Origin of the sequence: Myxococcus sp. CA039A, assembly GCF_013336645.1 — a bacterium.
GTDB lineage: Bacteria > Myxococcota > Myxococcia > Myxococcales > Myxococcaceae > Myxococcus > Myxococcus llanfairpwllgwyngyllgogerychwyrndrobwllllantysiliogogogochensis.
Genome location: NZ_JABUMQ010000350.1, coordinates 1 through 11088 on the forward strand (window position 1 = coordinate 1; position 11088 = coordinate 11088).

The following is an 11088-nucleotide window of genomic DNA, read 5'->3' on the forward strand; positions in this document are numbered from 1 at the left end:
GGCCAGGGAAGGAGGCCACGGCCGCGGGCCGGCCCCCCTGGGGCGTCGCGGCGGGTGGGCGCGCCGTCGCCGCGGGCTTCGCGGCGGCAGGCCGAGCGGCCGGGGCATCCCCGAGGGCCTGGCCGCAGAGCACGCAAGAGGCCGAGCGCGGCGGATTGAACCCGTCACAGTTCGGGCAGACCACGGAGAGAGCCGACAACAAGAGCTGTGACATGGGCGAACCAGAATCTACGGGCGCGTAAAACGTCGGGTCAACGAAAGCGAACGCGATGGGTGGGACAAGCCCGGAAGAGAAATGTGACAGGTTCCGTGGGGCAACGTTGCCCCCCCTCCGGCACGAAGTTACGATTCCCCCTGCTTCGATGATCCGCCTGAACGACATCCTCCAACGGGTTTCCTCGTACCACCCGGACCCCGACCTGGACATCATCAAGAAGGCCTACGTCTACTCGGCCAAGGTGCATCAGGGCCAACTGAGGAAGTCAGGCGAGCCCTATCTCGTCCACCCGCTCGAGGTGGCCGGCATCCTCGCGGACCTCAAGCTGGACGAGGCGTCCATCGTCACCGGTCTGCTCCACGACACCATCGAGGACACGCTCGCCACCGCGGAGGAGCTCACGGAGCTGTTCGGCGCGGAGGTGGCCCAGCTGGTGGACGGCGTCACCAAGCTGTCCAAGTTCTCCGCGTCCGCCACGCTCTCCCAGGAGGAGAAGCAGGCGGAGAACTTCCGGAAGATGATCATCGCGATGGCGCAGGACATCCGCGTCATCCTCGTGAAGCTGGCGGACCGCACGCACAACATGCGGACGCTGGACCACATGAACGAGGAGAAGCAGGCGCGCATCGCCCAGGAGACGCTGGACATCTACGCGCCCCTGGCGAACCGGCTCGGTATCTCCTGGATCAAGACGGAGCTGGAGGACCTGAGCTTCCGCTACGTGAAGCCGCAGGAGTTCTTCGGCCTCCAGGAGAAGCTCAACAAGCGCAAGAAGGAGCGGGAGAAGTACATCGAGGACACCTGCGACCTCATCCGCTCCAAGCTCGCGGAGCGCGGACTGAAGGGCGAGGTCTCCGGCCGCTTCAAGCACGTCTACAGCATCTACAAGAAGATCAAGTCACAGGGCATCGACTTCGATCAGATCCACGACATCATCGCCTTCCGCATCATCTCCCCCGCCGCGCCCGCCTGCTACGAGGCGCTGGGCCTGGTGCACGAGATGTGGAAGCCGGTGCCGGGTCGCTTCAAGGACTTCATCGCGATTCCGAAGCCCAACATGTACCAGTCGCTGCACACCACCGTGATTGGCCCGTTGAGCGAGCGCGTGGAGGTGCAGATTCGCACCGCGGAGATGCACAAGATCGCCGAGGAAGGCATCGCCGCGCACTGGAAGTACAAAGAGGGCAAGGCCGTCATCTCCAAGGATGACGAGAAGTTCGCCTGGCTGCGCCAGCTCATGGAGTGGCAGCAGGACCTGAAGGACCCGAAGGAGTTCCTCGAGACGGTGAAGGTGGACCTCTTCACCGACGAGGTCTTCGTCTTCACGCCCAAGGGCGACGTGCGCTCGCTGCCACGCGGCGCGACGCCGGTGGACTTCGCGTACGCCATCCACTCGGACGTGGGCAATCGGTGCGTGGGCGCGAAGGTGAACGGCAAGATTGTTCCCCTGCGCTACAAGCTGAAGAACGGCGACACGGTGGAGGTGCTCACCAGCCCGCAGCAGCACCCGTCCAAGGACTGGCTCACCTTCGTCAAGACGAGCCGCGCGCAGCAGCGCATCCGCGGCTTCATCAAGCAGCAGCAGCGCGAGAAGAGCCTGCAACTGGGGCGCGAGCTGACGGACCGCGAGTTCAAGCGCTTCCAGCTCAACTTCAACAAGCTGCTCAAGTCCGGCGAGGTGAAGAAGGTCGCCGAGGAGCTGGGCTTCCGAATCGAAGACGACCTGCTGGTGGCCATCGGCTACGGCAAGGTGACGCCGCAGCAACTGGTGCAGCGCCTGGTCCCCGAGGAGAAGCGCAACGAAGCGGAGGCCACGCCCCGAGGCGACGGCTCCGGCAACGGCTCGCACGCGGGGGGCTCGTCCATGCTCCCCGGCCTGTCCCGCGTGACGGACCTGGCCAAGCGCCTGGTGGGCCGCAGCAACCGCAGCGGCGTGCAGATTGGCGGCGTGGACGATGTGCTCGTGCGCTTCGGACGGTGTTGCAACCCCGTCCCCGGCGACCCCATCGCCGGCTTCATCACCCGGGGACGGGGAGTCACGGTGCACACGGTGGGCTGCGAGAAGGCGTTGGCGACGGACCCCGAGCGGCGCGTGGACGTGAGCTGGGACGTGCGGGGTGACTTCAAGCGCCCCGTCACCCTGCGCGTGCTGACGGCGGACCGGACAGGTCTCCTGGCCGACATCTCCAACATCTTCTCGAAGAAGGGCGTCAACATCTCCCAGGCCAACTGTCGGGCCACGGGCGATGACCGGGCGGTGAACACCTTCGAGGTCATCATCTCGGACCTGAAGCAGCTCACGGACCTGATGCGCACCATCGAGCGCCTGAGCGGCGTCTACTCCGTGGAGCGAATCTAATCCGCCGCCTTTCGTGCTAGAGCGCCCGAGAAATCCGGCGGCCTGTCTCTCAGGGCCGCCCGAACCCTCGAGGTGCGCTCCATGGCTCGGAAGACTCTTCACTCGGACCAGGCTCCCAAGGCCATTGGCCCGTACTCGCAGGCGGTGCAGGTGGACGCCGGGAAGCTGACCTTCCTCTCCGGACAGATTCCCCTGGACCCCGTCACCATGGAGATGGTGCAGGGGGACGTCGTCGCCCAGGCGGAGCGGGTGATGCTCAACCTCCAGGCGGTGCTGGCGGCGGGCGGGCTGGACTTCAGCCACGTCGTGCGCTGCACCATCTTCCTCACGGACCTGGGTGACTTCGCCAAGGTGAACGAGGTGTACGGCCGCTACTTCACCGGCGCGCCGCCGGCCCGCGCCACCGTGCAGGTGGCCGCGCTGCCCCGCGGCTCCAAGGTGGAGATCGACGCCATCGCTGTCTCCTGAGCGTCCTTCCCCCGTCGTCCAAAGCAAGAGGCCGCCGGACCTTGTCGGTCCGACGGCCTCTGGTGCTTCAGGGCTCGAGAAGCAGCCCGGTGGAGCGGATTACTTCCCGTCCGCCGCGACGGCGCCGGCCTTCTTCAGCTCTTCATCGATGATGCGCTTGAAGCCGTCCAGCGGCTGGGCGCCCACGAGCGTCCGGCCGTTGATGAAGAACGTGGGGGTGCCGGTGGCGCCCAGGCGGGAGCCCTCGGCGGCGTCCGCGTCGATCTGCGCCGCGAACTTGTTCTCGTCCAGGGCGGCCTTGAACTTGGCGACGTTCAGGCCCAGCTCCTGCGCGTACTTGTCCAGGGACGCGCGGTCCAGCGCGCGCTGGTTGGCGAAGAGCTTGTCGTGCATCTCCCAGAACTTGCCCTGCTCGTGCGCGGCCAGCGCGGCGGCCGCGGCGGCCTTGGCGTTGCCGTGCATGGGCAGCGGCTGGTTCTTGAAGGCCACCTTCACCTTGCCCTGGTACTGCTCCTCGATCTGCTTGAGCGTCGGGACGACGCGGCTGCAGAAGGGGCACTCGAAGTCGGAGAAGGCGACGATGGTGACGGGCGCGTTCTTCGGGCCCTTCACCGGGGCGTTGCCCACGTCCACCTTCTGCACGGGCGGCTCGGCGGGGGCGCCCGCGGGAGGCGCGGCCGGAGCCTCGGCGACGTTCTGCGCGTTCAGCTTCGCGTAGAGCTCCTCGGCCTTGGTGCCGGAGGCCAGCAGCTTGTCGGCCTTGGCGATCTCCTCGTCGATGAGGCGCTTGAAGGAGTCGAAGGGCTGTGCGCCCACGAGTTCACGGCCGTTGACGAAGAACGTCGGCGTGCCACTGGCGCCCACGGCGGTGCCGGCGGCGCTGTCGGCCTCGACCTTCGCCTTGTACTTGCCGCTGTCCAGCGCGGCCTTGAACTTGGCGACGTTCAGGCCCAGCTCCTGCGCGTACTTCTCCAGGGAGGCGCGATCCAACGCCTTCTGGTTGGCGAAGAGCTTGTCGTGGAACTCCCAGAAGCGACCCTGCTCGTTGGCGGCCTCGGAGGCCTCGGCGGCCAGCTTCGCGTTGGCGTGGAAGGGCAGCGGCTGGTGACGGAACACCACGCGCACGTCCTTCGGGTAGTCCTTCTTGATCTGCGCGAGCGTGGGGCCCGCGCGGCTGCAGAAGGGGCACTCGAAGTCGGACCACTCGACGATGGTCACCTTGGCGGTGGCGGGACCGAAGGCGGCCGCGTCGGCCGGCACGTCGATCTTCCGCACCGCGGGCGCCTGCTGCTGCGGGGCCGCCTTCGGCGCGGCGCGCTCGGCGCCCTTCTCGATGATCTTCGCGTACACCTGGCTGGCGGGAACGCCACCCTTCACCAGGGCCTCGGCCTTGCCCAGCTCCTCGTCGATGAGGGCCTTGAAGTTGTCGATGGGCTGCGCGCCGGAGAGGAAGCGGCCGTTGATGAAGAAGGCCGGGGTGCCGCTCGCGCCGAGCTGGCTCGCCAGGGCCTGGTCCCGCTGGATGGCCTCGGCCAGCTTGGGGCTGGTCAGGTCGGCCTTCCACTTGTCCAGATCCAGACCAATCTCCTGCGCGAACTGCTGCAGGGACGCGTCATCGAGCTTCTTCTGGTTGGCGAAGAGCTTGCCGTGCATCTCCCAGTACTTGCCTTGCTCACCGGCCGCGAGGGCAGCCAGGGCCGCCGGCTTGGCGCGGGGGTGGAAGGACAGCGGGTTCTGACGCATCACCACGCGCAGCTTCTTGCCGTAGTCCTCTTCCAGCTTCTCCACCGTCACATTGGCGCGGCTGCAGAAGGGGCACTCGTAGTCCGAGAACTCCACAATCGTGACAAGGGCATCGGCGTTACCCCGGGTGGGGGAACCTTCGATGGGAACCTTGAACACGGTGGGGTCCACCGGACGACGCGCGGGGTTGGCCTGACCAGCTTGCGCAGCGGGCTTGGTGGTATCGGTCTTCGAGGACGGGCCGCTGTACACACGGCCGCCAACGAAACCAAGCACCAGGCCGACCAGCAGGGCCACGATGATATTGGGCTTCATGGGTGGGTTCTGCTCCTTCGCCATAGGTCCGACTCCGGCCCCGAGCGTGGATGTGCGAGAAAGATTGAGAGGGCCGGGGTACTTAACAGAGGGATTTCCAGACACGCAAGCCGAGTGGAGACGCACTCCGCTCGGCGAACAGGCCCCTCAGGGGCCCGGAAACTGGGCGGTTCTCGGAAAAATTCCGCATGCTCGGATCTGCGCGGTGCGAGAGAGTCCTTGAATGGACATCGCAGTGCGCGTGGACACCTCTGGGGCATATTGCCCCGTGCCCATCCTGGAGATCGCCAAGGTGATGAGGCGCCTGCCCGTCGGCGCCCTGGTGGAACTCATCTCCACGGACCGGGGGCTGGAGGCGGATCTGCCCGCCTGGTGTGAAGCGACGGGCCACGAGCTCGTCCGTCTGGAGCGCAGAGGGACGAGCTACGTGGGCTGGGTGCGCAAGGCGGGCTGACGCCCGAGCGCACTCCCTCTCTAGAGCAACTGGAGGACGCGGTCCTCGAGGCGCCGGCCGCGGCTGACGCCGAGGATGAGCACGCCGCTCTGGAGCAGGTGGGCCACCACGCGGCTGATGACTTCCTCGGGCTTCGCCTGTCCGCCGAAGCGCACGACGAGGATGCCCTCACCGTCCATGCGCGCGTCGGTGACGTCGGGCAGGGCGGTCAGCTCCGGGGGGATGACCATTCCGCTGGCGATCTGCACGCGGAACTCCGCGCCCTGTCCGGTGAGCTCGGACATGGTGCCCGCCTGCGCGAGACTGCCTTTGTCGAGGATGGCGGCCGCGTCGCACAGCTCCTCCAGCTCCTGGAGGTTGTGGCTGGAGACCACCACCGTCTGTCTGCCCTTCATGTCTTTGATGACCTGACGCACCTGCGCGGCGATGCGCGGGTCCAGGCCGGCGGTGGGCTCGTCCAGCAGCACCAGCGGCGGGCGCCCCATCAGCGCCTGCGCCATGGCCGTGCGCTTGGCCATGCCGTGGCTGAGCGCGTGCGTCTGGACCTTCCACGCGTCCATCAGCCCCACCTGCTCCAGCGCTTCACGGGCCTCGTTCTCCGGAGTCGCGAGCCCCGACAGCTTCGCCCAGTACGTCAGGAGCGCGCCCACTTCCCAGCCCGAGGGCAGCACCGCGTCCTGCGGCAGCGCCCCGACGCGGCCCTTGAGGGCCCCGGGCGTGGAGGGGTCCACGTCCATGATCTTGAGCGTGCCCTCGGAGGGATAGAGATACCCACACATCATGGAGAAGGTCGTGGTCTTGCCGGCGCCGTTGGGGCCGATGAGGCCATACACCGCGCCCCGGGGCACCGAGAAGCTGACGCTGTTGACGGCGACCTTCGGGCCGAAGCGCTTGGTGATGCCGAACAGTTCGATGGCCAGGTCGCTCACAGGTCCCTCGCGCGCAGGGCCCCGTAGGCGCCCAGAAGAAAGAGGGTCGCGAAGCCCGCGTAGGCCGCGCCGCTGATGCCGAACTCGGTGAACTTCGGGTGCAACAGGTCCCCCGCGTAGTTGGAGGGCGACAGGTAGCGCAGGAAGCGCAGCGTGCCCGTCTCTCCCGAGGCCCGGCCCACCGTGTCCATCAGCCAGAAGACGAACAGGAGGATGAAGTTGAAGACCAGGCTCACCCCGGGCGTGCGGAAGAGGCTGGAGCACAGCGTGGTGAGGGCCACGTACGCCAGCGAGAAGACGATGGCGGCGAACCAGAACTTGAGCAGGTTGATGATCAACGCCGCGGAGCCGAAGTCGGGGTTGGCGATGCGCGCGTAGATGAAGATGGCCAGGTCGATGACGAGCACCAGCCCCACCAGCAGCGCCGCCTGCGTCAGGAACTTGCCCAGCAGCACCGACGAGCGCCGCGCGCGCACCGTCAGGTAGCGCATGGAGCGGGGGGCCACCTCGCCGCTGATCTGATCGAACCCCATCAGCGCCACGTAGGCTGGCAGGAAGAAGAGGGTGACCTTGAAGACGAGCAGCACCTCGATGGGAACCTGCGCGAGCGCCTCCATCATCGAGGTGTCGTTGCTGGTGAGGAAGCCCAGCACGCCCTTGCGCGTCTCCTCCATCAGCCTCGTGGCCGACTCCGCGTCGGCACCGGCGCCCGCCAGCCGCTCGTTCATCGCGGTGCGCAGGTCACTGGTCAGCTTGCCAATCACCAGCAGCACCAGCGCGGAGAACATGCTGTAGAGCCCGAGCAACACCACCGCGCGACCACTGCGCACGGCCCGTTGAAGCTCGGCGCCCCAGATGACCAGGGTTTCTTTCAGTCCGTCCAAAGTGTGGGTGACCCTATCGGACTTGCACACTCCACCGCCAAGTTTCTGACAGGAGCGGCAATCAGGCGGGCAGGGAAGCGTCCGTGGACAGCGAGCCTCCAGCCGCTAGGATTCGCGTGCTGCTCCTGCCCCCTCTCAGCCGCCCCCCTCGCGCCGCACATGACGATTCGCCGCCGCCTCCTGTCCGCCGCCGCGCTGCTTCCCCTCGCTCTGCTCCTGGGGGCCCAAGAACCCGTCCAGGGGGGCGCCTCCGTCGAGGCCCCGGCCGCCAGTGACTCTGGAACGGGGGCGAATGGCGCGAGTCAGGCCGCTGCCTCGACACCCACGGCGGGTCCTTCTGGGCCGGCGAGCGGGTCCGGCGCCGGTGTGGCCATCTCGGGCGCGGGGAATTCGGGAAGCGACCCGGGCGCGCATGCCGGAGGAGGGGGCACCATCGCGTCCCCGTCTCCCGCTGGCGGAGAGGACGGCGGAACGAGCGCCGAGGCCGAGGCGGTGGCGGCCGCCGCGGTGCAGGGTGGGGCCGATGCGGGGTTGACCACGCTGGTGACGGTGCCGGGGCTGCTGCCGCCCACGCCGGTGCCCTCGCGACTGACGGCGCCTCCCATGGCGAAGCTCCAGACGATGCCTCGCGCCGCGGACCTGATGGCTCGCGCGAAGCTGCAGGGCGAGCGGCTGGTGGTGAAGGAGAAGGACGGGCACACGCGCGCGCTCACCGTGGACCCGGTGCTCCAGGCGTCGCTGACGAAGATCCTCCGCGACTATGAGGTGCCGTATGGCGCCGCCGTGGTGCTGGAGCCCTCGACGGGGCGGGTGCTGGCGCTCGCGGAACACTCGCAGGCGCAGCCGGAGCTGCGAGGGCTGCCCTACCGCGCGGTGTTCCCCGCCGCGAGCATCTTCAAGATCGTCACCGGCAGCGCGCTGCTGGAGGCCGGCGTCACGCCCACCATGGAGGAGTGCTTCCACGGCGGGAAGCGGCGGCTCACCGAGAAGCACCTGGAGGACAGCGAGCGCGACGGGGCCTGCTACTCGCTGGCGCTCGCGATGGGCAAGAGCGCCAACGTCATCTTCGCCAAGCTGACGCAGAAGCACCTCACTGCGGATGTGCTGCGGCGCATGGCCGCGCGCTTCCGCTTCAACCGTGAGATTGACTTCGTGGTGCCCACGGACGTGTCGCTCGCCGCCGTGCCGGAGGACGGCTTCGCCCTGGCCAACACGGGCGCCGGCTTCGGCGACGTCTACCTCTCGCCCCTGCATGGCGCGCTGCTGGCCTCGGTGGCCGCGAATGACGGACGCTGGGTGGACCCCGTGCTGGTGGAGCCGGAGCAGGGCTCGCTGCTGCCTCCCGAGGGCGAGCGCGTGCTGACTCCCGAGGCGGCCCGCGCGCTGACGGACATGCTCGAGGAGACCGTCACGCACGGCACCGCGCGCGGCATCTTCCGCGAGCGCAACTTCCGCGTGGACAACGCCGTGGGAAAGACGGGCACGCTCGCGGACCGCAATCCGTTCCGGGACTACTCGTGGTTCGTCGGCTTCGCGCCTCGCGACAACCCGCGCGTCGCCGTGGCCGCGCTCATCGTCAATGACCCGAAATGGCGCATCCGTGGCACCTGGCTGGGGCGCGAGGCGCTGCGGCTCGGCCTGGAGCGCGTGCCCGCCCCCGTGGAGCTGACCGCGCCCGCGTCCGCCGCGGGCAAGCACTGAGCGGGTGGTCGACGCGCCACGCGGTGCGCTTCACCAGCGGGGCCGCCGCCGTGGATGCACGTGCGTGCGGCCCGTTTCCTTGACGGAGCAGGCACTGTGCGGGAGGACGACTCGCCGCGCGGTGCGCTTCACCAGCGCAGTGACGACGCCTCCGTGGATGTACTGGCGTGCGGCCCGCCTCCTTGATGGAGCAGGCACCGCGAGGGAGGACGACTCGCCGCGCGGTGCGCTTCACCCGCGTTTGGACGACGCCTCCGTGGATGCACTTGCGTGCGGCCCGCTTCCTTGAGGGAGGCAGTCACCGCTGGGGTGGACGACGCGCCGTGCGGTGAGCTTCACCAGCGCGGGGACGACGTCTCCGTGGATGCACTTGCGTGCGGCCCGCTTCATTGACGGGGCAGGCACCGCGCGGGAGGACGACTCGCCGCGCGGTCAGCGCGCGGTGAGCTTCACCAGTCCCATGTCCACGAAGCCGTGGAAGAACTTCAGCGCTTCGAGTTCTTGCAGCGGAGACACGTGGACGATGGCGGCGATGTCCCGGCGGCCGTCGACGCGTGAGAGCAGGTAGCGCTCGGGCGCGGTGAGCTGGAGCGTCTTCAGATGCGCGGGCGACACCTGGAGCGCTGGCACCTTCGTGGCGTCCATCAGCTCCCGGCGCAGCTCCGCCAGCAGCTTCTCCTGCGCCGCCTTCACCAACGCCGCCGAGCGGGGCGTCGGGGACATCTCGTGCGCCCGTCGCGCCAGCGCCTCGCCGTCACGCACGTTGCCGGCGTCGAGGAAGAGCTGCGCCGCCTGGAGCACCTCGTCCGATGACGACTCCGAGCCGATGACACCCGTGTCCTCCGGCTTCTCCACCTCCACCACCGCGGACGTGACGGGCACGGGGGCCTCGTCCGAGACCTTCACCGCGTCCAGCCGGTAGAGCGCGTACAGCCGCTGATAGAGGAAGAAGTCCGTGGCATGCAGCGCCCTGGCCAGCCCGTCGATGCTCAGGCCGTCCTGGATGAGCTGGACGATGCGCTCGTCCATGCTGCCGGGCTTGCGCTCGGGCAGCTTGCGTTCATCCACGGACAGCCGCACCGCGCCGGAGGGGAACACCGCGCGGATGGCCTCCCACGCCGTCTCCCGGAACTCGCCCTCGCGGTGGATGTCCATCAGGTCCACCTCGATGTCGAGGCCGGCGATCTCCGGGGCCGTGTCCGACGCCTCGAAGGTGAACTCGCCCTCCCGCCAGTGGAAGGCATCCAACATCATCTCCCGGAACTTGTGGCTCAGCGTCGAGCGCGCCGTCGCTTCCGGCACCACCCCGGTCATCACCAGCACCTTGCCCAGGAAGACGCGCGTCTGGGCCTGGGTGCTGAACGCCTTCTCGAGCTGGGCCTCCGTCAGATGCCCCATGGTGATGAGGAATTGACCGAAGTACTCCCGATGCTGATTGGAGCTGGCGCAAATCACCTGGCCATCGCGGAGGACCCATTGCTTGCGGACCTCCCCTCGCTCCACCTTCAGCGAGCCAGTGGCTCGACGGTTCCCGAGGTAGACGACGAGGTCCTTGAGGGGCATCGTCGGTAAGTCACCAGTCAGACCTCGCATCGACCGTCCATCCTGCCCGCCATGAGAGTCGAGATCTACTCGAAACCCAAATGCTCCCTCTGCGACAAGGCAGCCGACGTCGTGGACGCCGTCCGCGCTCGCATCCCCTTCGAGCTGAGGCTCATCTCCATCCTGGAGGACCCGGCGCTCTTCGAGCGCTGGCGCTACGACATCCCCGTGATCGTCATCAACGACGTGCCCGCCTTCAAACACCACGTCACCGAGGCCGAGCTGGAGGCCCGGTTGCGTGAGGTCCAAGGTGGCATGTCCATTGCTAAAACCGATGCCCAGGATGGGTAGCCGAGCGCCCTTCCCTTGGAAATCCGGGGGGATGAAGAGAGCAGGGAAGGGCTGGGGACTGTAATTCCGGGCACGTGCCGGGGGAGTGGTGGAGAAAATTCTGGTGGGGAGGCGGACGTGGTGGG

Annotated in this window: 9 protein-coding genes and 1 pseudogene; 5 read left to right on the forward strand and 5 right to left on the reverse strand. The window is 68.0% G+C overall.

Features of this window, described 5'->3' with window-relative positions; translation table 11 throughout:
- Positions 1-214: pseudogene (locus HR086_RS48035) on the reverse strand (hypothetical protein); the annotation flags it as partial.
- 148 nt (positions 215-362) lie between these two features.
- Here HR086_RS48035 and HR086_RS39175 point away from each other — a divergent pair.
- Together HR086_RS39175 and HR086_RS39180 are read left to right on the forward strand one after the other, a co-directional pair.
- Entirely contained in the window at positions 363-2576 is a 2214-nt protein-coding gene (locus HR086_RS39175; RefSeq protein WP_174458617.1) for a bifunctional (p)ppGpp synthetase/guanosine-3',5'-bis(diphosphate) 3'-pyrophosphohydrolase, read from the forward strand.
- Positions 2577-2657: 81 nt separating this feature from the next.
- Entirely contained in the window at positions 2658-3044 is a 387-nt protein-coding gene (locus HR086_RS39180) for a RidA family protein (RefSeq protein WP_141645288.1), read from the forward strand.
- 99 nt (positions 3045-3143) lie between these two features.
- On the opposite strand, the gene HR086_RS39185 is transcribed toward HR086_RS39180, so the two are convergent.
- Positions 3144-5102, reverse strand: a complete 1959-nt coding sequence (locus tag HR086_RS39185) for a thioredoxin domain-containing protein (RefSeq protein WP_174458619.1) — start codon at positions 5100-5102, stop codon at positions 3144-3146.
- A 223-nt stretch (positions 5103-5325) separates the two neighbouring features.
- Here HR086_RS39185 and HR086_RS39190 point away from each other — a divergent pair, with 223 nt between their 5' ends.
- Positions 5326-5556: a sulfurtransferase TusA family protein gene (locus tag HR086_RS39190; RefSeq protein WP_174458620.1), complete on the forward strand. Its 231-nt coding sequence runs from the start codon at positions 5326-5328 to the stop codon at positions 5554-5556.
- Between the two features lie 20 nt (positions 5557-5576).
- Here the strand turns inward: HR086_RS39190 and HR086_RS39195 are convergent, their stop codons facing one another.
- Both HR086_RS39195 and HR086_RS39200 read right to left on the reverse strand, forming a co-directional pair.
- On the reverse strand, positions 5577-6485 hold the full coding sequence (locus HR086_RS39195) for an ABC transporter ATP-binding protein (RefSeq protein ID WP_174468162.1): 909 nt from the start codon (positions 6483-6485) through the stop codon (positions 5577-5579).
- On the reverse strand, positions 6482-7369 hold the full coding sequence (locus HR086_RS39200) for an ABC transporter permease (RefSeq protein ID WP_217440346.1): 888 nt from the start codon (positions 7367-7369) through the stop codon (positions 6482-6484). Before HR086_RS39200 ends, HR086_RS39195 begins: the two co-directional genes overlap by 4 nt.
- 159 nt (positions 7370-7528) lie before the next feature.
- Here HR086_RS39200 and HR086_RS39205 point away from each other — a divergent pair, with 159 nt between their 5' ends.
- A complete protein-coding gene (locus tag HR086_RS39205; RefSeq protein ID WP_174468163.1) occupies positions 7529-9070 on the forward strand; it encodes a penicillin-binding transpeptidase domain-containing protein in 1542 nt (513 codons plus the stop codon).
- Positions 9071-9502: 432 nt separating this feature from the next.
- On the opposite strand, the gene HR086_RS39210 is transcribed toward HR086_RS39205, so the two are convergent.
- Positions 9503-10663: a DUF4388 domain-containing protein gene (locus HR086_RS39210; RefSeq protein WP_141645294.1), complete on the reverse strand. Its 1161-nt coding sequence runs from the start codon at positions 10661-10663 to the stop codon at positions 9503-9505.
- Between the two features lie 21 nt (positions 10664-10684).
- Here HR086_RS39210 and HR086_RS39215 point away from each other — a divergent pair, with 21 nt between their 5' ends.
- Positions 10685-10963, forward strand: coding sequence for a glutaredoxin family protein (locus HR086_RS39215; protein WP_141645295.1), 279 nt, complete (start codon positions 10685-10687; stop codon positions 10961-10963).
- Positions 10964-11088 lie beyond the last annotated feature (125 nt).